Source organism: Variovorax sp. J22G73, assembly GCF_030317035.1.
Taxonomy (GTDB): Bacteria; Pseudomonadota; Gammaproteobacteria; order Burkholderiales; family Burkholderiaceae_C; genus Variovorax.
The window spans coordinates 507,880-533,545 of the sequence record NZ_JASZYK010000003.1; the positions used below are offsets into that span (position 1 = coordinate 507,880).

The 25,666-nt window shown below is 68.3% G+C and carries 26 protein-coding genes; 15 read left to right on the plus strand and 11 right to left on the minus strand.

Annotated elements, in window-relative coordinates; genetic code table 11:
• Positions 1-46 precede the first annotated feature (46 nt).
• The 4 genes from QTI51_RS14920 (at position 47) to QTI51_RS14935 (ending at position 5,329) form a co-directional block, all read left to right on the plus strand.
• A complete protein-coding gene (locus QTI51_RS14920; protein ID WP_286514772.1) occupies positions 47-1,462 on the plus strand; it encodes an MFS transporter in 1,416 nt (471 codons plus the stop codon).
• Between the two features lie 99 nt (positions 1,463-1,561).
• Positions 1,562-2,236: a DsbA family oxidoreductase gene (locus QTI51_RS14925; protein ID WP_286514775.1), complete on the plus strand. Its 675-nt coding sequence runs from the start codon at positions 1,562-1,564 to the stop codon at positions 2,234-2,236.
• 123 nt (positions 2,237-2,359) lie between these two features.
• The gene (locus QTI51_RS14930; RefSeq protein ID WP_286514776.1) at positions 2,360-3,949 is read left to right on the plus strand and encodes a DUF1800 domain-containing protein; all 1,590 of its coding nucleotides are present in this window, start codon (positions 2,360-2,362) and stop codon (positions 3,947-3,949) included.
• 168 nt (positions 3,950-4,117) lie between these two features.
• Positions 4,118-5,329 (plus strand): DUF1501 domain-containing protein, encoded by a 1,212-nt coding sequence (locus tag QTI51_RS14935; protein WP_116909722.1) that lies wholly within the window; start codon positions 4,118-4,120, stop codon positions 5,327-5,329.
• A gap of 43 nt (positions 5,330-5,372) precedes the next feature.
• Here QTI51_RS14935 and QTI51_RS14940 read toward each other — a convergent pair whose 3' ends face one another.
• Positions 5,373-6,149: an SDR family oxidoreductase gene (locus QTI51_RS14940; RefSeq protein ID WP_286514779.1), complete on the minus strand. Its 777-nt coding sequence runs from the start codon at positions 6,147-6,149 to the stop codon at positions 5,373-5,375.
• A 96-nt stretch (positions 6,150-6,245) separates the two neighbouring features.
• Between QTI51_RS14940 and QTI51_RS14945 the strand changes: the two genes are divergently transcribed.
• Together QTI51_RS14945 and QTI51_RS14950 are read left to right on the plus strand one after the other, a co-directional pair.
• Complete coding sequence (locus QTI51_RS14945; RefSeq protein ID WP_286514780.1) at positions 6,246-7,235, plus strand: AraC family transcriptional regulator; 990 nt, start codon at positions 6,246-6,248, stop codon at positions 7,233-7,235.
• 486 nt (positions 7,236-7,721) lie between these two features.
• A complete protein-coding gene (locus tag QTI51_RS14950; protein WP_286514783.1) occupies positions 7,722-8,069 on the plus strand; it encodes a hypothetical protein in 348 nt (115 codons plus the stop codon).
• Positions 8,070-8,094: 25 nt separating this feature from the next.
• On the opposite strand, the gene QTI51_RS14955 is transcribed toward QTI51_RS14950, so the two are convergent.
• Entirely contained in the window at positions 8,095-8,943 is an 849-nt protein-coding gene (locus QTI51_RS14955) for an SDR family oxidoreductase (protein WP_286514784.1), read from the minus strand.
• Positions 8,944-9,046: 103 nt separating this feature from the next.
• On the opposite strand from QTI51_RS14955, the gene QTI51_RS14960 reads away from it, so the two are divergent.
• From QTI51_RS14960 to QTI51_RS14970, 3 genes are all read left to right on the plus strand, one after another.
• Positions 9,047-10,033 (plus strand): LysR family transcriptional regulator, encoded by a 987-nt coding sequence (locus QTI51_RS14960; RefSeq protein ID WP_286514786.1) that lies wholly within the window; start codon positions 9,047-9,049, stop codon positions 10,031-10,033.
• A 165-nt stretch (positions 10,034-10,198) separates the two neighbouring features.
• Complete coding sequence (locus tag QTI51_RS14965; RefSeq protein ID WP_286514788.1) at positions 10,199-10,423, plus strand: hypervirulence associated TUDOR domain-containing protein; 225 nt, start codon at positions 10,199-10,201, stop codon at positions 10,421-10,423.
• Positions 10,424-10,427: 4 nt separating this feature from the next.
• Positions 10,428-10,796, plus strand: coding sequence for a DUF3140 domain-containing protein (locus QTI51_RS14970; RefSeq protein ID WP_286514790.1), 369 nt, complete (start codon positions 10,428-10,430; stop codon positions 10,794-10,796).
• 19 nt (positions 10,797-10,815) lie between these two features.
• Here the strand turns inward: QTI51_RS14970 and QTI51_RS14975 are convergent, their stop codons facing one another.
• The 5 genes from QTI51_RS14975 to QTI51_RS14995 form a co-directional block, all read right to left on the minus strand.
• Entirely contained in the window at positions 10,816-11,544 is a 729-nt protein-coding gene (locus QTI51_RS14975; protein ID WP_286514792.1) for an ABC transporter ATP-binding protein, read from the minus strand.
• Positions 11,545-11,590: 46 nt separating this feature from the next.
• The gene (locus QTI51_RS14980) at positions 11,591-13,531 is read right to left on the minus strand and encodes a branched-chain amino acid ABC transporter ATP-binding protein/permease (RefSeq protein ID WP_503011514.1); all 1,941 of its coding nucleotides are present in this window, start codon (positions 13,529-13,531) and stop codon (positions 11,591-11,593) included.
• A 22-nt stretch (positions 13,532-13,553) separates the two neighbouring features.
• Positions 13,554-14,429 (minus strand): branched-chain amino acid ABC transporter permease, encoded by an 876-nt coding sequence (locus QTI51_RS14985; protein ID WP_116909713.1) that lies wholly within the window; start codon positions 14,427-14,429, stop codon positions 13,554-13,556.
• A gap of 96 nt (positions 14,430-14,525) precedes the next feature.
• A complete protein-coding gene (locus QTI51_RS14990; protein ID WP_116909712.1) occupies positions 14,526-15,755 on the minus strand; it encodes an ABC transporter substrate-binding protein in 1,230 nt (409 codons plus the stop codon).
• Positions 15,756-15,881: 126 nt separating this feature from the next.
• Positions 15,882-17,216, minus strand: coding sequence for an aspartate aminotransferase family protein (locus tag QTI51_RS14995; RefSeq protein WP_286514795.1), 1,335 nt, complete (start codon positions 17,214-17,216; stop codon positions 15,882-15,884).
• 97 nt (positions 17,217-17,313) lie between these two features.
• Between QTI51_RS14995 and QTI51_RS15000 the strand changes: the two genes are divergently transcribed.
• Together QTI51_RS15000 and QTI51_RS15005 are read left to right on the plus strand one after the other, a co-directional pair.
• Positions 17,314-18,171 carry a LysR family transcriptional regulator gene (locus QTI51_RS15000; RefSeq protein WP_286514798.1) on the plus strand — a complete coding sequence of 286 codons (858 nt, stop codon included), beginning with the start codon at positions 17,314-17,316 and terminating at the stop codon, positions 18,169-18,171.
• A 178-nt stretch (positions 18,172-18,349) separates the two neighbouring features.
• Positions 18,350-18,553, plus strand: coding sequence for a hypothetical protein (locus tag QTI51_RS15005; protein ID WP_132748822.1), 204 nt, complete (start codon positions 18,350-18,352; stop codon positions 18,551-18,553).
• On the opposite strand, the gene QTI51_RS15010 is transcribed toward QTI51_RS15005, so the two are convergent.
• On the minus strand, positions 18,548-19,147 hold the full coding sequence (locus QTI51_RS15010) for a TetR/AcrR family transcriptional regulator (protein WP_286514801.1): 600 nt from the start codon (positions 19,145-19,147) through the stop codon (positions 18,548-18,550). The two genes, QTI51_RS15005 and QTI51_RS15010, sit on opposite strands and share 6 nt — an antisense overlap.
• A 255-nt stretch (positions 19,148-19,402) precedes the next feature.
• Between QTI51_RS15010 and QTI51_RS15015 the strand changes: the two genes are divergently transcribed.
• From QTI51_RS15015 to QTI51_RS15025, 3 genes are all read left to right on the plus strand, one after another.
• Positions 19,403-20,608, plus strand: a complete 1,206-nt coding sequence (locus tag QTI51_RS15015; RefSeq protein ID WP_286514805.1) for a multidrug effflux MFS transporter — start codon at positions 19,403-19,405, stop codon at positions 20,606-20,608.
• Between the two features lie 153 nt (positions 20,609-20,761).
• Positions 20,762-21,763, plus strand: a complete 1,002-nt coding sequence (locus QTI51_RS15020) for a BTB/POZ domain-containing protein (RefSeq protein ID WP_286514807.1) — start codon at positions 20,762-20,764, stop codon at positions 21,761-21,763.
• Between the two features lie 70 nt (positions 21,764-21,833).
• The gene (locus QTI51_RS15025) at positions 21,834-22,586 is read left to right on the plus strand and encodes a tRNA-uridine aminocarboxypropyltransferase (RefSeq protein WP_286514809.1); all 753 of its coding nucleotides are present in this window, start codon (positions 21,834-21,836) and stop codon (positions 22,584-22,586) included.
• A gap of 69 nt (positions 22,587-22,655) precedes the next feature.
• Here QTI51_RS15025 and QTI51_RS15030 read toward each other — a convergent pair whose 3' ends face one another.
• The 3 genes from QTI51_RS15030 to QTI51_RS15040 form a co-directional block, all read right to left on the minus strand.
• The gene (locus tag QTI51_RS15030) at positions 22,656-23,318 is read right to left on the minus strand and encodes a hypothetical protein (protein WP_286514812.1); all 663 of its coding nucleotides are present in this window, start codon (positions 23,316-23,318) and stop codon (positions 22,656-22,658) included.
• A 77-nt stretch (positions 23,319-23,395) separates the two neighbouring features.
• Positions 23,396-24,223: an HDOD domain-containing protein gene (locus QTI51_RS15035; protein WP_286514813.1), complete on the minus strand. Its 828-nt coding sequence runs from the start codon at positions 24,221-24,223 to the stop codon at positions 23,396-23,398.
• A gap of 203 nt (positions 24,224-24,426) precedes the next feature.
• The gene (locus QTI51_RS15040) at positions 24,427-25,116 is read right to left on the minus strand and encodes a class I SAM-dependent methyltransferase (protein ID WP_286514814.1); all 690 of its coding nucleotides are present in this window, start codon (positions 25,114-25,116) and stop codon (positions 24,427-24,429) included.
• A 69-nt stretch (positions 25,117-25,185) separates the two neighbouring features.
• On the opposite strand from QTI51_RS15040, the gene QTI51_RS15045 reads away from it, so the two are divergent.
• Entirely contained in the window at positions 25,186-25,569 is a 384-nt protein-coding gene (locus QTI51_RS15045) for a nuclear transport factor 2 family protein (protein ID WP_286514815.1), read from the plus strand.
• Positions 25,570-25,666: the final 97 nt, after the last annotated feature.

Genomic DNA, 25,666 nt, shown 5'->3' on the forward strand with positions numbered 1-25,666 from the left:
GGGTTTTTTCTGATTACTTACCTGTCAACAACACTGGAGACCACACATGGCCAACACCACAGCCCATGAGCCGCAAGGCAGGCACCAGTCGAAGAAGGCCGCGGCAAGCGGCTGGATCGGCTCGGCGCTGGAGTACTACGACTTCTTCATCTACGCGACCGCCGCGGCGCTGATCTTTCCGCAGATCTTCTTCCCCAAGGGCGACCCCAAGACCGCCATCATCGCGTCGCTCGCGACCTACGGCGTGGGCTACGTCGCGCGCCCCATCGGCGCCTTCGTGCTGGGCCACTGGGGCGACACGCACGGGCGCAAGCAGGTGCTGGTGCTGTGCATGTTCCTGATGGGTTTCTCGACCGTGGCCGTGGGCCTGCTGCCGACCTACGACCAGGTCGGCCTGCTGGCCCCCGCGCTGCTGGTGCTGCTGCGCCTGATCCAGGGCTTCGCCGTGGCCGGCGAAATTTCGGGCGCGAGCTCGATGATTCTCGAGCACGCTCCCTTCGGGCGGCGCGGCTTCTTCGCCAGCTTCACGCTGCAGGGCGTGCAGGCCGGCCAGATCCTGGCGGCCGCCGTGTTCCTGCCGCTGGCGCACTACATGCCTGAAGAGGCCTTCAACTCGTGGGGCTGGCGCATTCCGTTCCTGCTGAGCTTCCTGGTCATCGTGGCGGGCTACATCATTCGCCGCGAAGTCGACGAGACCCCGGCCTTCGCCGAAGTCGACCAGAAGGGCGAAGTGGCCAAGGCGCCCATCATCCAGGCCTTTACCGACAGCTGGGCCGACATGCTGCGCGTGGTGTGCATGGCGCTGATGAACGTCATTCCGGTGGTGGCCACGGTGTTCGGCGCGGCCTATGCCGTGCAGGCCGCCTACGGCATCGGCTTCCAGAAAGACGTGTACCTGTGGATTCCGGTGCTGGGCAACATCCTGGCCGTGATCGTCATTCCCTACGTGGGCAACCTGTCGGACCGCATCGGTCGCCGCCCGCCCATCATCGTCGGCGCGCTGGCCTCGGGGCTGCTGTCGTTCGCGTACCTGTACGCCATCAGCATCAAGAACGTGCCGCTGGCCGTGTGCATGTCGCTGCTGATGTGGGGCATCGTGTACCAGGGCTACAACGCGACCTTCCCGAGCTTCTACCCGGAGCTGTTCCGCACCCGCAACCGCGTGTCGGCCATGGCCATCTCGCAGAACGTGGGCACCACCGTGACCGCGCTGCTGCCGGCCCTGTTCGCCGCCGTGGCGCCTCCGGGCTCCACCAACGTGTGGCTCACCGTGGGCGCCATCACCTTCGCGGTGACCATCCTGGCCGCGCTGGCCGCCATGAGCGCCCGCGAGACCTACCGCATCCACATGAAGGACCTGGGCAAGCCCGACGCGGTGCCGGTGGACAAGCAGGAGTACGACCGCCTGCGCGAGCAGACGCTGTCGGACGCACGGCTGGCCAAGAGCGCTGCGCGCGCCTGAGCAAGGAACGGCGCAGCACGCGCCTGAGCTCGAAACGGTGCGGCGCGGGGTGAAAACCTTGCCCGCACCAAGGGTTGTGGCGCCGTGAAGAATGGCGCCATGACTTCCCACCTCAAGATCGATTTCGTCTCCGACGTGTCCTGCCCCTGGTGCGCGGTAGGCCTCAGCTCCCTCGAGGCGGCCATCCGCAAGGTGGCGCCCGACGTCACCGCGGAGCTGCACTTTCAGCCCTTCGAGCTGAACCCGCAGATGCCGCCCGAAGGCCAGGACACCTTCGAGCACCTCAACGAAAAATACGGCTCCACGCGCGAGCAGCAGGCCCAGTCGCGCGAAATGATCCGCCAGCGCGGCGCCGCCGTCGGCTTCGAGTTCAGCGCCGAAGGCCGCCCCCGCATCTACAACACCTTCAACGCGCACCGGCTGCTGCACTGGGCCGAGCTCGAAGGCCCGGCCCAGCAGGCCGCGCTGAAGAAGCTGCTGCTGAAGGCCTACTTCACCGACAGCCAGAACCCTTCGGACACCGAGGTGCTGGTGCGCGCGGCCACCGAAGCGGGGCTCGACGCCACGCGGGCCCGCGAAATCCTGAACAGCGACGAGTTCGCGCAGGAGACCCGCGAGCGCGAGCGCATGTACACCGACGCCGGCATCCACTCGGTGCCCGCGATCATCATCAACGACCAGCACCTCATCTCCGGCGGCCAGCCCGTGGAAGTGTTCGAACGCGCGCTGCGCCAGATTGCCGGCGCTGCGCCGGCGAGCCTGTCGGTAGCCTGACTTCGCGGGCGCCGGGGCGGCGTCTTTGCGCGGCGTTACGAAGGTAAAGAGCGTCAACGCGTACGCGGCTTCGTCGGTTGAAGTGGCATCCTCGAAATGCTGTCACCCTCAGGAGTCGCGAAGATGAAGAAGAAAGGCCACGCCACCCTGCGCCGTTCGTCGATGGCGCTCGGCGCATGCGTGCTGGCCCTGCTCGCCGCCTGCGGCAGCTTGCCGGGCGACCGGCGCGCGCTGGTGTCGGTGTCGCTGCCCTCCGCCCCGGTGAACGAAGCCACCCGCCTGCGCTGGCTCGACCGCGTGAGCTGGGGCGCCAACGCAAGCAGCGACGCACAGCTTGCGCAGCGCGGCCTCCCGCTGTGGATGCGCGACCAGCTCAACCCGCGCCCCGCGCCGCTGCCGCCCGCGGCGCAGGCGCAGATCGACGCCATGGCCATTTCGCGCACGCCGCTCGACCAGCTCGTGACCGAGCTCGAGGCGCAGCGCAAGGCGGCCGATGCGCTGCCCGACGAAGACCAGAAGAAGGCCGCGCGCCAGGCCTACCAGCAGCAGCTGAACACCCTCGCACGCGAAGCGCAGACGCGCTTCGTGCTGCGCGCGCTGTACTCGCCCAACCAGCTGCAGGAGCAGATGACTTGGTTCTGGATGAATCACTTCAACGTCAACCTGCGCAAGGACAACATCCGCGCGATGGTGGGCGACTACGAGGAGAACGCCATTCGCCCGCACGCGCTCGGCAGGTTCCGCGACCTGCTCGGCGCCTCGCTGCACCACCCGGCCATGCTGCGCTACCTGGACAACGCGCAGAACGCGGCCAACCGCATCAACGAGAACTACGCGCGCGAGCTGATGGAGCTGCACACGCTGGGCGTGGGCAGCGGCTACTCGCAGGCCGACGTGCAGGAGCTGGCGCGCGTGCTCACCGGCGTGGGCGTGAGCGTGCAGCCGCTGGACGCACCGCCGCCGAACGTGCGGCCCGCGCTGCGGGCGGACTACGTGCGCAAGGGGCTGTTCGAGTTCAACCCGAACCGGCATGACTACGGCGCGAAGACGCTGCTGGGGCAGCCCATTCAAGGCCACGGCCTGGCCGAGGCCGACGAGGCGCTCGACCGGCTGGCGCGCGCGCCAGCGACCGCGCGCTTCGTCTCGCGCAAGCTGGCCGTGTACTTCGTGTCGGACGATCCGCCGCAGGCGCTGGTCGATCGCATGGCCGCGGCCTTCGCGGGCAGCGACGGCGACATCGCCGTCACGCTGAAGGCGCTGTTCGAGTCACCCGAGTTCTCAGCTTCGCTGGGGCGCAAGTTTCGCGACCCGGTGCACTACGTGCTGGCCGGCGTGCGGCTGGCGTACGACGACCGCGTGGCGCTGAACGTGAACCCGATGCTGGGCTGGATCAACCGCATGGGCGAGCCGCTGTACGGACACGAGACGCCCGACGGGTATCCGCTGAACGAAGCGGCGTGGGCGAGCGCGGGGCAGATGAACACGCGCTTCGAGATCGCACGGGCCATCGGCGCGAACGGCGCGGTGCTGTTTCGCGCGGACGACAAAGGGCCGCTGGAGAGGCCGGCGTTTCCGCAACTGGCCGAATCGCGCGCGGTGCGGACGATGCAGGTCGGGCTGAGCGCGGACACGCGCGAGGCGCTGGCGCAGGCGAAGAATCCGCAGGAGTGGAATACGTTCTTGCTGGCGTCGCCGGAGTTGATGCGCCGCTGAGTTCGGTTTCCAGTATTTCTCCCTCCCCCTCTGGGGGAGGGCAGGGGTGGGGGCAAGCGGCGTTCGATGTAGCGCTGTGGCGGTTGCAAGCGCAGTCGTGCCCCCATCCCAACCTTCCCCCAAAGGGGGAAGGAGCAAGACAAGGCAAAGGACAAAGGACACATCGTCATGCAACGTCGAGACCTCTTGAAACTCATCGCCGCCGCCCCCTTCGCAGGCGCGGCCGGCCAGCTCATGGCCGCGCCCGCGGCCGAAGGCGCCAAGCTGCTCGTCGTGTTCCTTCGCGGCGCGTACGACTGCAGCAGCCTGCTCGTGCCCACCGGCAGCGACTTCTACTACGCCTCGCGCCCCAACATCGCCATCGCGCGCCCCGGCCAACCGAACGGCGCGCTGCCGCTCGATGGCAACTGGGGCCTGCACCCCGCGCTCGCGCAGAGCGTGATGCCGCTCTTTCAACAGAAGCAGGCCTCGTTCATCGCCTTCGCCGGCACCGACGACCTCACGCGCAGCCACTTCGAAACGCAAGACTCCATCGAGCTCGGCCAGGCGCTCGACAAGCGCCGCGACTACCGCTCGGGCTTTCTCAACCGGCTGGCCGGCGTGCTCGGTGCAGGCCCCGTGACCGACGTGTCGCCCATCGCCTTCACCGACCAGCTGCCCATCTCGCTGCGCGGCACCGCCAAGGCGGCCAACATGGCGCTCGCGGGCAATGCGCGCTCGGGCATCGATGCGCGGCAGAGCCAGGTCATCGCGGCCATGTACCGCAACACCTCGCTGGCCCAGCCTGTGGCCGAAGGCTTCCAGGTGCGCGACGAAGTCATGCGCGCCGTGCAGGCCGAGATGGACGCCGCCAGCCGCAACGCCATGACCGCCAAGGGCTTCGAGCTGGTGGCGCGCCGCATGGCCCTGCTGATGCGCGAGCGCTACGACCTGGGCTTTGTCGATGTCGGCGGCTGGGACACGCACGTGGGCCAGGGCGCGGCCACGGGCTACCTGGCCAACCGCTTCGAGGAACTGGGCCGCGGCGTGGCCGGCTTCGCGCAGGAGATGGGCGACGACGCATGGCGCCAGACGGTGGTGGTCGTCATCAGCGAGTTCGGCCGCACCTTTCGCGAGAACGGCAACCGCGGCACCGACCACGGCCACGGCTCGGTGTACTGGGTGCTGGGCGGGGGCCTGTCCGCGCAGGCGGGCGGGCGCGTCGTGGGCGAGCAGCAGGCGCTCACGCAGGCCACGCTGTTCCAGAACCGCGATTACCCGGTGCTCAACGAATACCGCGCGGTGTTCGGCGGGCTGTTCCAGCGCATGTACGGCCTGTCGCCCGCGCAGCTGGCGCGGGTGTTCGACGGCGTGGCGCCCAAGGACCTGCAACTGGTCTGAGCGCTGCCTGAAGAGGCCGCACGCCCTGCGCGCGCAGCGGCATTCAGGCGCCCGTCAACGTGCCCGCGAGCTCGACCGCATCCGCCCCTGCGGGAATGCGCATCGGCGCCGCAGGGTCGGTCACCGCTTGCCACACCGCCAGCGCCACGTCCTGCGCATGCGTCACCGGCGTGTCCATGCTCCGCACCGCGGCGAACACGCGCTGCTTGAAGTCTTCATAGGCCTCGGGCACCTCGCCGCTGCTCAGGCGACCGGCGTTGGCGCCGAAGGCGGTGCCGGGCGCGCGGCCGGGCAGCACCAGCCGTGCGCGCACGTCGAACGGCGCCAGCTCCAGCGCGAGCGATTCCGTGAACGCGTTCACCGCCGCCTTGCTCGCCGTGTACACCGACAGCAGCGGCAGCGACTTCAGCGTGACGCTCGACGTCACGTTCACCACCACGCCCGCGCGCCGTTGCCGAAACTGCGGCAGCACCGCCTGCGTCATGGCGATGGTGCCCAGCGTGTTGGTCTCGAACACCTCGCGCGCGCCGGCCAGCGCCGTGCCTTCGAGCGGCGCCAGCAGGCCCACGCCGGCGTTGTTGACCAGCGCGTCGATGGGCCCGGCCGCCTCCACGCAGCGGCGGATGCTCTCGGGGTCGGTCACGTCCAGCGGCAGCACGCGAAGCCGCTCCGAGCGCGGCAGCAGGTCTTCGTTCGGCGTGCGCATGGTGGCGACCACGTGCCAGCCCTTGTCGAGAAAAAACCGTGCCGTCTCGAGGCCGAAGCCGGACGAGCAACCCGTGATCAACACGGTGGAAACAGTGTGGGAAGCGGCAGTCATCAGAAACTCCTTTGCGTTGACGATGCCCGGACGATACGTGCCGGCTTCAGGACTCACTACACTTCAAAGTCCGAATTCTTGTCGAGATCGTCCAGCATGACCGACCCCCTTGCAGAAGTTGTCTCGCTGTTGCAGCCGGGCGCGCCGTTTTCGAAACTGGTCGTCGCCTCGGCCCCGTGGGCCGTGCGCCGCGCTGAGGTGAGCCGGCCGTTCTACTTCGTGATGCTCGAAGGCGGATGCCACATGCGCATCGACAGCCCCACCGGCAGCACCCCAAGCACCACCGGCACGGGCACCGGCACCGGCACGCAAAGCGACACCCTCACGCTCGCCGAAGGCGACTTCGTGCTCATTCCCGCCGCGCGCAGCTTTGCCACCTGCAGCCTCGGGCGCGAACCGCCGCGCGAGGGCGAGGCCGTGCAAACGCCGGTCGTCGCGATGCCCGGCGGCGCGCGCGTCGGCGATCCGCAGGGCGCGGTCGACGTGCGCATGCTGGTCGGCACCTGCGAGTTCGGCTCGGCCGATGCCGCATTGCTGGTGCCGCTGTTGCCGCAATGGGTGCATGTGCGCGACGAGCGCAGGCTGTCGACGCTGGTGCAACTGGTGGGCGACGAATCGCGTGCGCAGCGGCCCGCGCGCGACATCGTGATGGCCCGCCTGCTCGAAGTGCTGCTGATAGAGGCGCTGCGCTCCACGGCCAGCACCTCCGCATCGCCGGGCCTGGTGCGCGGGCTGGCCGACCCGCGGCTCGCGCTGGCGCTGCGGCGCATGCACGAGCGGCCGGCGCAGCCGTGGAGCGTCGTGCAACTGGCGCGCGAGGCCGCGATGTCGCGCTCGGCCTTCTTCGAGCGCTTCAGCCGCGCCGTCGGCATGGCGCCGATGGAGTACCTGCTGGCCTGGCGCATGGCGCTGGCGAAGCGCATGCTGCGGCAGCGCGAGCTGCCCATCGCCGACATTGCCGAGCGCACGGGCTACAGCTCGGTCAGCACCTTCGGCGTGGCGTTCACGCGGCACGTGGGCATGCCGCCCGGGCGCTATGCGCGCAGCGAGAGCGAAGGCTTGCAAACTGCATCGGCTGAAGCCTGAGCAGGACCAGAATCGCATTCACCGCGCAGGTGATGCGGCTTTGTGGGTTACGCTGGTTTCCAAGCAGCTCGAATGGGAGGGCTCACGCCCTGCCGGTGTTCGCAAGGATGTCCCGGTACGCCAACCTGTTGGAGCTGCCGCCACCTTTGAAGGAGGGTGTGCAACGCGCTCGGCCCGCGATCAGGGTGACCGCGCGACGGCAGCTTGACTTGACTGTCCCTCTCAAGAACGCGTACATTCCGCCTGCCTCGTGATGAACGGGGTCGGGTTTAGCAGCCCGCAGACATCCTGCGACGAAAGCCGCAGTCACCGCACAGGGGATGCGGCTTTTTCGTTCACGCTGCTTTTTTAGGCGGCTCGAATGGGAGGGCTCGCGCCCTGCCGGTGTTCGCAAGGATGTCCCGGTCTGCTAACCCGTTCGAGCTGCCGCCCCCGTTTAGCAGTGGGTGCGTCGGTTGTTGCAAATCGACATCCTTGGGAGGCCCTATGGCCACTGCTTCAAACACGGGCACCGATGACGGTCGCCCCTCTTCACCTTTTCGCGCGACCGCCCAGTTCAAGCCTTTCGAATGGGTGCAGGTCGACAAGGTCGATGCCGCCCAGCGGCACCGCGCTGCCTTTCTCAACGACGCACGCGACGTGGTGCAGGGCGCGCAAACGCTGGTGCAATTGCTCGGCTGGGACGAAGACCGGCGCGACGGCGCCGTGTCGAACGCCGACCCGGCACCGCTGCTCGACGCACCCCAGCGCGAATCGCTTCGGCGGCTTCTTGCCGCATCGTTGAACCTGCTGCACGGGCAGATCGAAGCACAGTGCGAGGCGCTGACCGGTTAGCGTGCGTCGATGATGCAGAACGCGCTCAAGCGTTCGTGAACGTCGAACGCATCAGCGCGATGTACGCGTCTTCCGACGTCTCGCGCCGCGCCTTCACCAGCGGCTCGATGTCCTTCGTCGCCACGTAGCGCAGGCGGTCGGTGCCGTCGCTCGCGGCCTCGAAAATCACCTGCGCCACGTCGTCCGACGTGGCCAGGCGCGCCGAGCGCATGCCGTCGAACACCTTCAGCGCGCCGCTCACGAAAGCGTCGTAGCCGGCGGGCGCCGCGGCCTGCGAAGCCTCCGACGCCGAGCGGTGGCCGAAGCCGGTCTCGAGCACGCCGCCGGGCTCCACGATCTTCACCGCGATGCCCTGCGAGCGCAGCTCGTAAGACAGCGATTCGGAGAAGCCTTCGAGCGCGAACTTGCTCGCGGTGTAGAGCGAGATCATTGGCAGCCCGAACACGCCCGCGCCCGAGCTCACGTTGACGATGGTGCCCGCGCCGTTCGCACGCAGGTGCGGCAGCAGGGCGCGGGTGACGTCCATCACGCCGAACACGTTCACGTCGAACTGCTGCTGCACCTTCTCGCGCGAGACGCCCTCGAACACACCGAACAGGCCGAAGCCCGCGTTGTTGACCAGCGCGTCGATGCGCCCGAAGCGCGCGATGCCGGCGGCGATGGCCGCGTCGATGCTGGCGAGGTCCTGCACGTCGAGGCGGGTGACGAGCACGTTGGGCAGCGCCGCAAGCGCTCCGCCGGCGGCCGGCTCGCGCATGGTGGCGATCACGTTCCAGCCGCGGTGGGCGAACAGCTGCGCGGCGGATCGGCCGAAGCCGGTGGAGGCGCCCGTGATGAGCACGGTCTTGTTGGCGGGGAGGGTGGAAGCGGTCATGGTGAAAGAAGCCCTTTCTGGTGGTCGAGCATCGAAGTTAAGGCGCATGGACTGATGAAACAATCCACCCAATCTCGCATGAAGAGATGCAGGAAACAGAACAATGACCAAGACATCCAAGGCTGGTGAGCTCTTCAAAGCTACAAAGGCCACGAAGACAGCCAAGACCGCCAAGACCGCCAAGACCGCCGAAAAGGCCGGCCTGCTCGAACTGAACGCCGTGGTGGCCGTGGCCACCCATCGCAGCTTTCGCCGCGCGGCGGCGGAGCTGGGCCTGTCGCCCTCGGCGCTGAGCCATGCCATCGCGGCGCTGGAACAGCGCATGGGCGTGCGCCTGTTCAACCGCACCACGCGCAGCGTGGCGCTGTCGGAGGCGGGCGAGCGGTTCCTGGCGCGCGTGCAGCCCGCGCTGCGCGAAATATCCGCGGCCATGGAGGCGACCAACGAGTTTCGCGACACGCCCGCCGGCACGCTGCGGCTCAATGCGTCGGAGGCGGCGGCGCACATGGTGCTGGGGCCCATCGTGCTGGAGTTCATGCGGCGCTACCCCGACATGCGGGTCGACATCGTGACCGAGGGGCGCTTCGTCGACATCGTGGCGCAGGGCTTCGACGCGGGCATTCGCGCCGCCGACAGCGTGCCCGAAGACATGATCGCCGTGCCCTGCACGCCGCCGCTGCGCTTCGCCACGGTGGCCTCGCCCGCGTACTTCGCGGGGCGCAAGAAGCCGCGCACGCCCGCGGACCTGGCCGCGCACAGCTGCATTCGCACGCGCTTCGCCAGCGGCGGCCTCTATAAGTGGGACTTCGCGAAGAACGGCAAGCGTGTATCGATCGACGCCGAGGGCCCGCTCACACTGGACAACCACCACCTGATGATCGCGGCCGCGCTCGACGGCGCGGGCATCGCCTGGACCAGCGAGTACGAGGCCGCGCCGTACATCGCGGACGGTCGGTTGGTCGAGGTGCTGAAGGACTGGTCGCCGGCCTTTCCGGGGCAGTGCGTGTACTACCCAGGGCACCGGCATGTGCCGGCGGGGCTGCGCGCGTTCCTGGCGGTGGTGCGGGAGGTCGTGGGCAGCGCGCGTTGAGCGGGTTTCGCTGAACGGGCTAGGTTGAACGGATCTGGCAGGGCGCATGGAAAACGCCGCCGTTCACAAGCGGCGTTCACCTACATCGCACCGTGGCGGGGCGGATAGGTTGACGTTGTCGCGCTCCAGAAGCGCATGTTCAACCTTTGAAACCCTGGAGCCGCGATGCAAACCAAGCCGAAAGCGGGCGACGCCGTCGAGTGGCAAACGTCGCAAGGCGAAACCACGGGCAAGGTCGTGCGCAAGGTGACCAAGACCGCGCACGTCAAAGGCCACGTGGCAAAGGCCTCCGAGGCCGAGCCGCAGTACGAGGTGAAGAGCGACAAGACCGGCAAGACCGCCATCCACAAGGCCGATGCGTTGAAGCGCCATTCGCCGGGAAAGAGCTGAAGCGATGGCAACGAAGACCACCGGTCCCCACCCCGATGCGACGCGCGTGAAAGAAGTGCTTCACGACTTCGAAGCCGCCGTGAACATGACCCCCGCGCAACTCGAACACTGGCTGGCGAAACCGGAGTCTCGCGAGGTCGGCTTCAAGGGAAAGGCGGGCGGCGAGTCGGTCGGCCACCGCTCCGGCAGGCGCATCGTTCGCCTGCTGGGCAAGCGGCGCGACGACCTGACGCCCGGCGACATCGCGCACATGCGCAAGGTGGTCGGCTATGTGCACCGGCACCTGGCGCAGCGCCCCGAAGGCGATGTCAGCGAAACGCCGTGGCGCTACTCGCTGATGAACTGGGGGCACGACCCGACGCGAAAGTCGTAAGGGCCGCGCGGGCGGCTGCTCAGTGCCCGCCGCCCCCGCCCAGGTACGCCGCCTTCACGGCCGGGTCGTTGCGCAGCTTGTCCGCCGGCCCGTGCAGCGAGATGCGGCCGTTTTCCAGCACGTAGCCGTAGTCGGCAACGCCCAGCGCGGCGGCGGCGAACTGCTCCACCAGCAGCATCGTCACGCCTTCGCTTTTCAGCCGTTCGATGATGCGGAACACCTCGGCCACGAGGATCGGCGCCAGCCCCATCGACGGTTCGTCGAGCAGAACCACCTCGGGGTTCAGCATCACGGCGCGCGCCATGGCCAGCATCTGCTGCTCGCCGCCCGAGAGCGTGCCGGCCAGCTGGGTGCGCCGCTCCTTCAGGCGCGGAAAGAGTTCGAGCGCGCGCTCCAGGTCGCCCGCCACGTCGCCGCGCGGCCGGCTGCCGGTCAGGCGCGGGAAGGCGCCCAGCGTCAGGTTGTCGGTCACGCTCATGGTCGCGAACACGCGCCGGCCCTCGGGCGAATGCGCCAGGCCCTGCTTGGCGATGTGGTACGACTCCAGGCCGTCGATGCGCTTGCCGTTCAGCGTGATTTCGCCGGCGGTGGGCGCGATCATTCCGGACACGGCGCGCATGGTCGTTGTCTTGCCCGCGCCATTGGAGCCGATGAGCGTCACCACCTTGCCCCGAGGCACCTCGATGGAAATGCCGTGCAGCACCTGCACCTTGCCGTAGCCCGCGAAAAGATTCTGGATGGTCAGCATGAGGCGCTCCCTGCCTGTTCACCTGCGCGTGCGGTTTGGGCCCGGGTCATGCCGTGCCTCCCAGGTAGGCCTCGATCACCTTCTCGTCGGCCTGCACGCGGGCCGGCTCGCCCTCGGCGATCTTCTGGCCGAAGTCGAGCACCGAGACGGTGTCGCACATGCTCATCACCACGTCCATGTGGTGCTCGATGAGGATCACGGTCACGCCGTGCTCGCGGATCTTGCGGATGATGGCGATCAGCTCCTTGATGTCGGGCGCGGTGAGCCCGGCGGCCGGCTCGTCGAGCAGCAGCAGCTGCGGGTCGAGCGCCAGCGCGCGCGCAATCTCCAGCAGGCGCTGCTTGCCGTAGGGCAGGTTGCGCGCCTCCTCGGTGGCGAAGCTCTCCAAGCCGACGAATTTCAGCAGGCCGAGCGCGCGCTGCACGGCCGCGATGCTTTCGCGCCGGTAGCGCGGCGTGTGCACCGCCACGTCGAGCAGGTTGCTGGCAAAGCTGTGGTGCAGGCCGACCTGCACGTTCTGCAGCGCGGTCATCTCGCCGAAGAGCTGCACGTTCTGGAAGGTGCGCGCAATGCCCGACAGCGCAATGTCGGCCGAGGTGCGCCCCACCAGCGAACGTCCGCCGAACGAGATGGCGCCGGCCGTGGGCACGTAGATGCCGGTGAGCACGTTCATCATCGTGCTCTTGCCGGAGCCGTTGGGACCGATCAGGCCGTGGATGGTGCCGCGCCTGATGCGCAGGTCGACGTTGTTCAGCGCCTTCAGCCCGCCGAACTGCATGAGCACGCCGGTGGCTTCGAGCACCTCGTCGCTGCCACCCGCGTGGGCCGCGACGGACACGGCGTCGGTGGGTGCGGCCGCCAGGTTCGTCGTGGTCACCGCCGCGACGGGCCGCCGCATGTTCAGCGCCTTGCGCACGAAGCCGACGATGCCGTCCTGAAGGTAGTAGATGACGAACAGCATGATCACGCCGAAGATCGACAGCCGCCAGTCGGTCATGGCGTCGAGCCAGAAGGCCAGGCCCGCCAGCGCGATGCTGCCCACCACCGGAATGGCCATCTGCGCGGGCGTGGCGCGCTGCCGCTTCACCGCCACCACCGCGGCCGCCAGCACCAGCACGGCCAGCGCCACCGACACGTAGCGGAACAGCACCACGTCGTCCAGCAGCTTGGGCAGCAGCACGATGATGGTGGCGCCCAGCATCACGCCGATGCGGCTCTTGCGACCGCCCATGATCACCGCCAGCAGGAACAGCACCGTGAGCTCGAAGTTGTACGAGTTGGGCGAAATGTATTGCTCGGAGTACGCATACAGGCTGCCCGCGAGCCCGGCGAAGCCCGCGCTGATGACGAAGGCGTACACCTTGTAGCGGTACACCGAAACGCCCATGCAGTCGGAGGCCACCGGGCTGCCGCGCAGCGCCTCGAAGGCCCGGCCCAGGTGCGAGCGCAGGATGCGGTGCACCACCACCAGCGCCAGCACCATCAGCACCGCCACCACCCAGTAGTACTCGCGGTCGTCCAGCTTGTGGCCGAACAGCGAAGGCTTCTCCAGCTTGATGCCGATGGAGCCGTCGGTCAGGAAGCTCATCTCGTTGATGAGGATCTGGATGATGGTGCCGAAGGCCAGCGTCACCATCGCCAGGTACGGCCCCGACACGCGCAGCGCCGGCAGGGCCAGCAGCGCGCCGAAGCCGGCGGTGAACACGATGGCGAAGGGCACGGTGATCCAGAACGGCGCCGCCAGCTTGAACACCAGCACGCCGGCCGCGTACGCGCCCAGGCCGAACAGGCCCGCATGGCCCAGCGACACCTGCCCGGTGTAGCCCACCACGATGTCCAGCCCGAACAGCAGGATCGCGTAGATCATGATGGTCTCGAGCAGGTGGATGTAGTACGGGTTGTCGATGCCGATGGGGAACAGCAGCAGCGCGGCCACGCCCGCGACGGCCAGGAGGAGGTGGCTGGTCTTCATTTTTTCGGGGTTCATTGCGCCGCGCTCGTTGCCATGCTCATACCTTCTTGATGGCGGCCTTGCCGAACAGGCCCGAGGGCCGCACGGCCAGCACGATCAGCAGCAGCACCAGCCCGGGCACGTCCTTGTAGCCTGTGCTCAGATAGAAGCCGGTGGTGGTCTCTGCAATGCCCAGGATGATGCCGCCCACCACGATGCCCATGCCGCTGGTGAGCCCGCCGATGATGGCGACCGCGAAGGCCTTCAGCCCCAGCACCGCGCCCATGGACGCGCCGGTGAGCGTGAGCGGCGCGATCAGCACGCCGGCGAAGGCCGCCGTCATCGACGACAGCGCATACGAGAAGGTGATGACCAGCCCGGTGTTGATGCCCATGAGCTTGGCCGCGTCGCGGTCGTTGAAGGTCGCGACCACGGCCTTGCCGTAGATGGAGCGGCGGTTGAATAGCTCCACCGCCAGCATCATCAGCAGCGCGCCGATGACCACCAGGATTTCCATCGGCAGCACGTTGGCGCCCAGGAAGTGAAGCGGCGACTCGGGCAGCGGAGAAGGAAACTTCAGGTCGTCGCGCCCCCACACGTTCTCCGCCACGTTGGTGAAGATGATGCCCAGCGCAATGGTCGACATGATCCAGCCGAACTCCGACTTGATCTTGATGGCCGGGCGCACCGCGATGCGCTCCACCACCGCGCCCTGGAAGGCGCCGAACAGGCACACCAGCGGAATCATCAGCCAGTAGTTCAGCCCCAGGTTCACCAGCGTGAGGCCGACCATGGCGCCCAGCATCAGGGCGTTGCCCTGGCCGAAGTTCAGCGTGTCCGACGTGGCGAAGGTGAGCTGGTAGCCGAACGCGATGACGGCGTAGATCATGCCCAGCGCAATGCCGCTGAAGACAAGTTGGGTAAGGATTTGCATGGCGGCTCGCAGGAAAGCGGGACCTGAAAATTCGCCGCCGGGGAACAGGCCGCACGACCTGTTCCCGCGGCGGCGCCCGGGGGCAGTTCCTGGTTCCTACTTCTTCAGCAGCGCGTCGTTGGCGGCCGCGTCCTTCAGGCGCACGGTGCCGGCGCTCTTCTGGTCGTCGGCGCTGGCAAACACCACGCGCCCGCCCTTGACCTCGCCGAACACCGGAATGTTGGCGGTGATGGCGTCGTGGTCCGCCTTGGTGAAGGGCTTGTTGTAGGTGGTCACCACGCCTTCGACGGGCGCCTGCAGGTCTTCGAGCGCGGCCTTGATCTTCGGGCCGTCGGTGCTGCCGGCCTGCTTGATCGCGGCGGCCAGCAGGTAGATGGAGTCGTAGCCCTGCGCCGCCGACACGGGCGAATCCATGCGGTTGTTCTTGGGCTTGAACTTGGCGACGAAGGCGTCGATGAAGGCCTTGCGCTTGGGCGTGGTCGGCTCCTGGATGAAGGTTTGCGGCATGCGCGCGCCGTCGCCGCCCGGGCCGGCGTTGTCGATGAAGTTGGCCATGGCCAGTGTCCAGCTGCCGATGATCGGCACCTTCCAGCCCAGCTTGGTCATGCCGTTGGCAATCTGCGCCAGCTCGGGGCCGATGCCGTAGGTGAGCACGGCCTCGGCGCCGGCCTCTTTCGACTTCAGCAGCTGGGCCGTCATGTCGACGTCCTTGATGTTGAACTTCTCGACCGCCACGGGCGTGATGCCCTTGTTCTTCAGCGCGCGCTCCAGGTCTTCGCGGCCCAGCTGGCCGTAGTTGGTGGAGTCGGCCAGGATGGCGACCTTCTTGTAGCCGCGGCGCACGATGGCTTCTTCCACGATCATCGGGGCCTGGATGCTGTCGTGCGCGGCGTTGCGGAACACGTAGTTCTCGGGGTCCTTGTCGAACTGGTGCGTGATGACCGAGCCGGTGGCCACGTTGTTGAGCACCGGAATCTTCGCCTCCTGGAAGAAGCGCTGCGAGGCCAGCGCCACGCCGGTGTTGATGTAGCCGACGGCGGCCACCACCTTCTCCTTGTTGACGAACTCCTGCGCAATCTGCACGCCGCGCTCGTTCTTGGCCTCGTCGTCGCGCTCCACCAGCTGGATCTGCCGGCCCAGCACGCCGCCGGCCTTGTTGATCTCTTCGGCCGCCAGGCGCACGCCGTCGCGCATGCTCACGCCCATCGAGGACGAACCGCCGGTGTACGGCCCGTCCACGCCGATCTTGATCGGGTCGGCGGCGAAGGCGGCGGCCGAAAGGGACAGCGCGCTGGCCACGGCCAGCAGCTTGAAACGGAAGTGCATGAAAAGGTCTCCAACGATGTTATGAAAGTCTGGGTCGGACCGAAAGCGACAACGCGCAAGCGCGAGGCCTTCAAAACATAGTCGATAACCTCCGGGCGCACCAGAGAGTGACAACCCTAGCCGGTGCTAGCCGCGCGCGGCCTGGCGCGGCGCTTCCTTCACGGCCGTCTCTATCGCCTTGTCGAGCAGCTCCAGGCCCAGGTCGATCTCTGCGTCGCTGATGGTCAGCGGCGGCGCGATGCGAAAGACGCCGCCCATCGAGGGCAGCTTCACGATGTTCATGCTCAGCCCGAGCCGCATGCAATGCCGCGTGATGGCCTCGCCCAGCTCGGAGGCCGGCGCGCGGGTCTGGCGGTCGGACACCAGCTCCAGCCCCAGCAGCAGGCCGCGCCCGCGCACATCGCCGATGCAGGCATGGCGCGACTGCAGGCGGTGCAGGCCCTGCACCAGCCGCTCCCCGGCGGTGCGCGCGCGCTCGACCAGCCCGTCGCGCTCCACCACCTCGAGCACCTTCAGCCCGACGGCCGCGGGCAGCGGGTCGGAGACGTGCGTGGTGTAGAAAAGAAAGCCGCGCGCATGCGCCTCTTCCTCGATGGCGGCGGTGGTGACCATCGCGGCCAGCGGCAGGCCGGCGCCCAGCGTCTTCGACAGCGTGAGGATGTCGGGCGCCACGCCGTCGCGCTCGCACGCGAACATCAGGCCGGTGCGGCCCACGCCGGTCTGCGCCTCGTCGACGATGAGCAGCATGCCGCGCTCGGCGCACTTGTGCTTCAGCGCGGCCATGTAGCCCGCGGGCAGCTCCAGGATGCCGCCGCTGCTGAGAATGGGCTCGGCAATGAACGCGGCCAGCGCGCCCGTCGATTGGCGGTCGACCTGCTCGAAGCCGTCGTCCAGCTCGCGCCGCCAGTCGAGCTCGCCGTCGGGCGTGGTGAAGCGCGGGCGGTAGGCGTTGGGCGCCGGAATAGCCAGCGAGCCGGCCGCGGTGGGGCCGTAGCCCTTGCGGCCCGCGCTGTAGGTGGCGGCGGCGGCGCTGCCGGTCATGCCGTGCCACGACTGCGTGAAGGCCACCACCTCGTGCCTGCCCGTGACCAGCTTGGCCATGCGGATGGCCGCCTCGTTCGACTCCGCGCCGGTGCTCAGCAGCAGGCAGCGCTCCAGGTCGCCGGGCGCGTGGCGCGCGATTTGCGTGGCCAGCTCGACGACCGGGCGCGAGAGCATGCCGCTGAACAGGTGGTCGAGCGTGCGCACCTGCGTGGAGACCACCTCGACGATGTCGGGGTGCGAGTGGCCCAGCAGGGCGCTCATCTGGCCCGAGGTGAAGTCGAGAATGCCGCGGCCGTCGGCGTCGTACACGAAGCAGCCTTGCGCGCGCTCGATGATCAGCGGCTCGAAGGTGCCGCCGTAGCGCACCAGATGCTGTCGGGCGTGTTGCCAGAACCGGGGGTCGTCGTTGCTGCTCATGGGTGTGCCTGTCGCTTCAAAATGACGCACATTACGCAGCGGCGCCCGCGCCGGGAAGCGAATAGTTTTGAACTCAGCCATCAAGGGAATTCATGCCGTGAGCCAGTCGCTGGACATCGACCTGCTGCGCAGCTTCGTCGCCATTGCCGAGACCGGCGTGCTGGGCCAGGCCGCGGCCCGCGTGGGGCGCACGCCGTCGGCGCTCAGCATGCAGGTGCAGCGGCTCGAAGGCATCGTCGGGCAGCCGCTGCTGTACCGCACCGGCCGCGGCGTGACGCTCACCGCCACCGGCGAGCGCCTGCTGGCGCATGCCGGCGAGCTGCTGCGCCAGCACGACGATGCGCTGGCCGAGCTGCGCGGCGAGCAACTGTCGGGCGTGCTGCGCTTCAGCTGCCCCGACGACTACGCGGTCGTGTTCCTGCCGTACCTGCTGCAAGGCTTCGCCAGCCTGCACCCCGGCGTGCACGTGGAGGTGATGTGCGCGCCCACGCCGCGCCTGCACGAGCTGCTGGCGCGGCATGCGGTCGACCTGGCGCTGGTGTCGGTGCCTGGCACCACCGTGGGCGACGACGTGATCCGCCGCGAGCCGCTGGTGTGGGTGGCGCAGCGCGGTGCCGCCGCCGCGGCCATCGACCCGCTGCCGCTGGCGCTGGGCGCGCCCGATGCGCTGGACCATGTGCTGCCCCGCCAGGCGCTGGAGGCCGCGGGCCGCGCCTACAGGCTCGCTTACGCCAGCAGCAGCCTCTCGGGCCTGGTGGGCATGGCGCGCTCGGGGCAGGCGGTGATCGTGCTGACGCGAACGGCCGTGCCCGACGACCTGGAGGTGCTGGGCGCGGACCACGGGCTGCCCGAGTTGCCGAGCGTGGGGGTGAAGCTCGCGTTCGACCGCGAGGCGCCGACGGCGCTCACTTCGGCGTTCGCGGCGCATGTGAAAAAGTCGCTGCCGGCCGCCTGAGCGGGTGACTTGGCGGGGGCCTTGACGGCTGCAGGCGCGGGCCGAGCGCTGCCCAGCCTCCAGACCGTGGTGGTTGCAAACCGACCGAATCGGTAGATAATCGGCTCCCTCGCCGCAGGGACACCGATGGCGTGGCATTGCCGACGCAACGCGCGCGCCCGACACAAGGAACCATTCATTGAACGTATTGCATGCCGCCATCTCGATCGCCAGGGGGCGCTGGAAGGCCCTTGCCGCGCTGGCGGGGCTCTGCGCAATCTGCTGGGGGTTCTACGCGCTGGGCGTCGCCGTCGCGCCGCTGATGCCGGAGCTGCGTATTTCCTTCTGCGCGGAGCGCGGCGTCATGTCGTTCAAGCTGACGGGCTCGCCCGGCCGGTCATGAAGCGGCCGGCTTGGGCGCGAGTTGGGGCTTTGGCTTGCGCTTGCTCGTGTGGCCCAGCGCGTTCATGGCCGCCGTGACGATGTCCTCGCGCCATTCGCGCCTCAGGTTCATGCGCGCCGCCAGCATGGCCGTGATGCCCAGGCCGGAGAGCGCGCTGGTGATGCGCACGATGCGCTCCAGCGTGGTGCTGGCCAGGTCGGTTCCCAGCGCGCGGTAGATGACGAGGCCCATTTCGGTGAGCCGCGGGTCCACGTCTTCCTCGTTGCCCGCGACGCGGTTGGCAAAGGCGGACACGCCCGGCCAGTCGTAGGTGAAGTCGACGGAATACTCCACCACGGCCTTGTCGCGCGCCATGCCGGGCGGCAGGCCTTCCACGCTGGCCAGCATCATCTGCATGGAGTCGAGGCAGGTGCTGAAGACGGCCTCGTAGATGGCGTTCTTGCTGGGGTAGTGGTGCAGCAGCCCGGCCTTGGAGTAGCGCACCGCGTCCGCGATCTGTTGCAGCGATGTGTTCTCGAAACCGTGCTTGGCGAACAGGCCGGCTGCGCGGTCGATGATCTCTGCGTCTATTTCGTTCTTGGTCGGCCTGGGCATGCGGGCAGTCTATCGCAGCCTCCTACCGAAACAGTCCGTTTTCAAGCAGCTTGGTCGGTAAAGCCGGCTGCGGCAAAATGCCCGGCATGCCGCCGGACCTCACAAGGACCGGCGACGCGTTGACTCCTGTTGCACCCGGCACGAGTGGATCAAGGCCGCGCCACCACGCGACCCTTGCTGATCGGTTCCTTCCACCCATCCATCCAGGTCCGCCCGACACGCTTCGGGCGTGCCGTGCCAAGGAGTTCCATCGCCATGCATGCCATGCATTCACGCGAGGCGCCGCGCCTTCCGGTGCTCATCGCGCTGTCCGCCATCGCGGTGCTGCCCGTCAACATGTTCGTGCCCTCGCTGCCGGGCATCACCAGGGACCTTCACACCGACTACGCGCTGGCCAATACGGCCGTCGCGGGCTATGCCATTGCCACCGCGTTCACGCACCTGGTCGCGGGCGCGCTGTCGGACCGGTTCGGGCGCAAGCCCGTCGCGCTGGTTGCGCTGGCGGTCTTCACGCTGGCGTCGATCGGCTGCAGCCTGGCGAACGACATCGTCACCTTCTTGCTGTGCCGCCTGTGCCAGGGCACCGTCATCGCGGGCTATGCGGTGTCGCTGGCTGCGATTCGCGACACGTCCGGCGAGCGCGGGGCGGCGAGCCGCATCGGCTATGTCTCGTCGGCGTGGGCCGTCGCGCCGATGCTGGGGCCGACCGCGGGCGGCCTGCTCGATTCGTTCTTTGGCTGGCGCGCCAACTTCATCGCGTTCGCGGTGCTGGGCGTGGTCGGCTTGTGCCTGGTGACCTTCTGCTTCAGGGAGACCAACCTTCACCGCACCCGTTCCGTCGCGTTGCAGGTCAAGGGCTACGGGGAGCTCATGCGCTCGCCGCGCTTCTGGGCGTATGCGCTGTGCATGGCGTTCGGCATCGGCACGCTGTATGCGTTCCTTGGCGGGGCACCGCTGGTGGCGGCGCAACTGGGAGGCATGTCGGGCACGCAACTCGGCCTCTGCATGGGCCTGGTGCCGGCAGGCTTCATTGCCGGCAGCTATGTGGTCGGGCATGCCGGCGCGCGGCACACGCCCGCTGGCTTCATCCTCGCGGGCCGCGTGCTGACCTGTGTGGGCCTGTCGGTCGGCCTGGTGCTGATGGCCTGCGGCGCAACGCACCCGCTCGCGTTCTTCGGGCCGTGCGTGTGCGTGGGCCTGGGCAACGGGCTGACGATGCCTGCGGCCAATGCGCGGGTGCTGTCGATACGGCCCGGCCTCGCGGGCACGGCGTCGGGGTTGGCCTCGGCGCTGACGGTGATCGGCGCGGGCATCGTCGCCTTCCTGTCGGGGCTGGTGGTCGATGCCGCGAACGCGCACCTTGCCGTGCTCGGCGTGATGCTGGCGTCGTCGGTGCTGTCGCTGCTCGCGGCGGTGTTCGTGCTGTCTGCGGAGAACGCGGAACGGCGTCTCGCCGCATAGCGACGGTGCGTGAAGGCTGTTGCTGTTCATGCAGAAGACGCACTCCTGCAAACAAAAGGCGTGGTCTTCGCGCAGAGTTTTCGGGCATGGCTTTCTCGCTGGGCCCGGGCCATCTCGGCAGGCTACAGTCGGTTTTCAGGAGGGAGTTCAAACATGTCACTTGTCTTTTCGTCTTTCCCCGACCACCTCGCCACGCTGCCGCCAGAGCGGGCGCTACACGGTGCCGCGCTGCGCGCGCAAGTGCAGCAGCAGCTGCAGAGGCCGTCCAACGCGGACCTGTCGGCCTTTGTCTTCTTGCCCGACCAGGTCGACCACCCCGAGCACGAAGACGCCGCACAAGTCTTCGCGCAGGCGGTCGAGCAGATGTACCTGCCCAAGCCCTCGATGGGCGACGAGATCCCGCTTTTGTTTCTCGGCTATCACGCGATGAACCGGTTCAGCGGCAAGCGCACCTCGCAAGGATGGCTGCTGACCGACCAGGCGATCTACGCGCAGGACGACTTCACGGTGCTGTCCGTCGCGCCGCCGCCAGCGCGCGGCCAGGCCCTGCCCACGCGGACGGAAGACGTCGCGCTCTTCCTTTCGTCGCTGCTGGCGAACTACAAGGCCTGGAAAGACTGGGCCGCCTTGGCGCAGTGCCCCGAATCCGTGCTGCCGACGCGGTGCGAGGTGTTGCTGGCGCAGGTGATCGGCCCCGTGCTGGACTACCACGCGCAGCACGGCAGCCAGCGTCAGGCGCAGTCGCGCGAATGGACGCTGGCCGGGCTGGTGGCCGACCACGACGCGGCCGAGACGCTGCTTGATCCGCTGAACCCGAAGCTGTCGAAGAAGCTGGGCAAGGTGGCTGGCAAGTTCCAGATCCCTGCCGACGAAACGCTGCGGTTCGCGCTGGTGGATTTCCCGCTGTTCGGCGGCCCCTACGGCTTCGCGCTGACATCGAAGGCGCTGTACGGCAAGGACCTGATGGAGTCGCCGTTGCGCATCGCGTTGGCGCAGGTGGATGCCGGCGACCTGCAGATTTCCGAGAAGGGCGACAGCCTGGCGACCGGCGCGAACCCGCCCATCGCATTGCCTTCGTACACGAAGGAGGCGCTTCGACAGCCCTTCCTCGAGTTTCTCAAGCAGGAAGTCGTGCGCCTGCAATCGCAGGCCTGAGAGGCGCGTGCCGCGCGGCGGCTTCTGCTAGGTGATGGGCCACGCGCCGTTCACCGCCGAGAATCGGCGCATGCCCCACGCCGTTTCCCTTCTTCGCGCCGCGCGCCTGGCGCGAAGCGTCAAACCCTTTCTTGCCCGTGGCGGTTTCAAGCGCGAGCGCTGCGCCGGCTGCCGGCTGTTGCCCAGCCACTGCATGTGCGCCTTGCGCCCGCCGGTGGCCACGCGCGCGGGCGTGTGCCTGCTCATGGCCGACATCGAGCCGCTCAAGCCGACCAACACCGGCTGGCTGATTGCCGACGTGGTGCCCGACACCTTCGCCTTCGGCTGGGCGCGCACCGAGACCGACCCTGCGCTGCTGGCCTTGCTGGCCGATCCGCAATGGCAACCCTACGTGGTGTTCCCGGGGCAGTACGCCGCGCCGGAGCGCGTGGTCGTCAGCGTGCCTTCCGCCGAAGATGCGGCCGCTGGCGGCAAGCGCCCGCTGTTCATCCTGCTGGACGGCACCTGGGGCGAGGCGCGCAAGATGTTCAGCCGCAGCCCGTACCTCGATGGCCTGCCCGTGCTGAGCCTGCAGCCCGAGCAGATCACGCAATACAAGTTGCGCCGCTCCGGCCGCGACGATCATTTCTGCACCAGCGAAGTGGCCGCGCTGTGCATGAAGCTGGCGGGTGAACACGTCGCCGACCAGACGCTGGAGGCCTACCTGGCGGTTTTCACGCACCATTACCTGCAGGCGAAGAACCAGCAGGCGATTGCGTGGGACAGTGGGGCGCACCAGCGCTTGCGCGAAGTGACGGCATTGCGGCAGGAAGGCAACTCCTAGAACTTGGTGGGCCGAGCTCGGTCGTTCCCGCGGCTTTGCATCGCGCGGCACGAACCGTGGGGCAATCGGTCAGCCGCAACGCAGCGCGAACTGCCGGTCGCGCGCGCGTCTGCGCTGGTCCTTGAGGCGGTCTTGCTCGAACGCGGGTTGGGGCTGGCGCGCCGCGGCGTCGATCGAGGCGATCAACGCGTTCAGGGAGGCACATTCCGATGCGGAGGCGTCCACGTTCATGGCCACGCGGCGCTCATGCTCGACAACGGACTGCGCGATGGCGCTGTTGTTCTGCATCGACGCCTGCCTGGCATCGTCGGACATGCCATCGGCCAGGTTGAGATCGGGTTTTACCGACACTTCGCCGGCCCGTGTGCCGCTGGGGCAAGGCCGGTCGGAGTACGTCGTTGCTCCGGCAGGCGAAGTGCACTTCGCGAAGCGCTGCGTGCGTGGCGACGACGGCTCGGGGAGTGCCTGGCGTTCGTTCTGCGGGCCGTAGGAGGCCTTCGGGTCCGGTAGGGCGGAAGGTGCGACCTGTCGTTTGGCTGGCGTCGATGAAGTCGTTGAACCTCGCCAGCTGTCGAATGTTAGGTAGGCCACGATGGCGACGGCCACTGCGCCCATCAAGACCCACATGCGACCGCTCGATGATTTCGCCGGCCTCAAAGATCTTTCCCATGCCGCTGCGGTCGGCGCTTGGGAGGGGTCGATCCACGGATCTCGAGAGTCTTCCTTGCGCATGTCGGAGTGTCGGGGGTTGGCTGGTGAGCGCGGATCGTAGCCCGGCCGTAGCCTCCCTCCGGCAACCGAACGCGCACTCAGGCGATCATCGACTCCAGCTCCGCCGCGAGCACGCGCGGCGCGGGCATCTCATGCACGATGGCTTCGGTGATGCCGACGGCCATTGCCGACTCGCTCGGCCAGAGGCCCGCGACGTGGCTCAGGTCGACGCCCTGGCGCTCCATTGCCACGCGCCACACGGCCAGGTGCAGGACGCCGCCGAGCTTGTCGGCGTGCGCGGAATTCATCGGGTTCACGAAGCTCGACAGCGCGCCGACCAGCTCGGGGGCGAAGTCCCAGCGCTGCGCGAGCGATGCGCTCACGTCGCCGTAGTGGTAGCCGAACTCCGCGCGTTCCAGCTGGGCGCGGCCCAGCGCGTCGAACGGGTGGGCGGCATTCAGCGCGGCCATGCGGCCCGGCATTGCCTGGGCCATCAGCAGGTGGCCGATGGCGTGCATGCTGCCGGCGGTGAAGGCCAGGTTGGCGTCGGCGCGCCGCGTTTTCGATGCCAGGTAGCGCGCGACCGATGCCACGCGCAGGCTGTGGGCCCAGAAGTCCGGCAGGTCGACGCCCTCGACCTTCCTGAAGGCGCCCGACAGGCCCGAGCTCACGACCAGCGAGCGCACGGTGGACAGCCCCAGCATCAGGATGGCGCCCTGAATGGACGAGATCTTCCGGCGCAGCCCGAAGAAGGGCGAGTTGACCATCTGCAGCACCTTGGCCGCGAGCACCTGGTCGAGTTCGATGCGGTGCGCCACGGCCGCGAAGGACACCTCTTCGTCGCGCAGCATGTCCATCAGGTCGGCCACGACCCTCGGAACCGTGGGGAGCGACTCGGCATTGGCAAAGAGTTGGTCGAGTGTCATGGCGCGGGTGTATTGCGTTTGTATGCAAATTATTCTGCCCCCGCGCGGCCCGCAACACACTCGTAATTTGTGTGAATCCGTTATTTCTACGGAATCCGGTGGGACCGGATTTCCACGGGTGAAAGCCCGTGCCTGAGCACCGCACCATGCGGTGCGGCACCACGCGCGCATTGAGCGCGCATCGAGCGCGCACCACCCCCAGGTCAGGCCGTGGCGACCCAGCCCCTGAAGGTGAAGCCCACGTAGAACAGGCGGATGTCGCTGAATCCGGCCTCGCGCAGGATGGCCTCGTCCTGCGCGGGCGACAGCACCGGCAGTTCGCGCTGCACCTTCTCGCGTGCGGCCGCCGCCTGCTCCGGCCTGGTGCCCGACGCGGTGATGAAGGCCGCATAGCGCGACATCCACAGGTCGCGCTCGTCGTCTTCCACGCTCATGTGCGCCGCGACGAAGGGCGCGCCGGGCTTCAGCCGGCGGCGGATTTCGGCGGCCATGGGCACGCGATCTTCACGCGGCACGAAGTGGAAGGTCAGCACGCAGGTGGCCGCGTCGAAAGGGCCGGTGGGCGCGTCCTGCACGTAGCCCTCGTGCAGCGTCACGCGCGAAGACAGCGGCGCCAGCCTGCGCGCGGCAAGCTCGAGCATGGGGGCGCTCGGGTCGACGCCGTCGAAATGCCAGCCGGGGTGGGCGCGGGCGAACTCTTCCAGTTCCAGGCCGCCGCCGGCGCCGACCACCAGCATGCGGCCCTCCTGCGGCACGCGCTCCGCGAGCAGGATGCGCGTCATGGTCAGCAGGCTGGTGTAGCCCGGTACGTTGCGTCGCGGGCCCTCGGCGTACTTGTCGACGACGTCGGGGTTATCGAAGGCGGCGAAGGCGGGGTGAGATGTGGTGCTCATGGCGCGCATCATGCAGGTTTTCACTTGCCGCGGATGCCGCCAGCAGGCGCGCCCGCATGGAGGTCGACGATGCAGGCGCATGACATTCGAACGGCCCTCGACAGGCACTGGGCGGCCTCCGCCGCGGGCGACCAGGTGGCCGAGCACGAGATCTACCACGACGATGCCGTGTGCACCTACCCGCAGTCGGGCGAGGTGATCCACGGCCGGCACAACCTGCAAGCCCTTCGCAGCCACCACCCCGGCAAGCCCTCGGGCTTCGTGGTGCGGCGCATCGTGGGGGAGGGCGCGCTGTGGGTCACCGAGTACGCGATCGACTACGCGGGCAAGAGCGCCTTCACCGTGAGCATCATGGAGTTCAGTGGTGCGAAGGTGGCGCGCGAGACGCAGTACTTCGCCGACCCCTTCGATGCGCCCGCGTGGCGTGCGCAGTGGGTCGAGCAGGCCGGGTGACACGAGGCCGTTCCGCGCACGGCATGCGGGCGGCGAAACGCAGAGGCGCGACGGCAGCGGCACAATCCTGCGGGCCACGAGGCCGTGCCTCTACGCT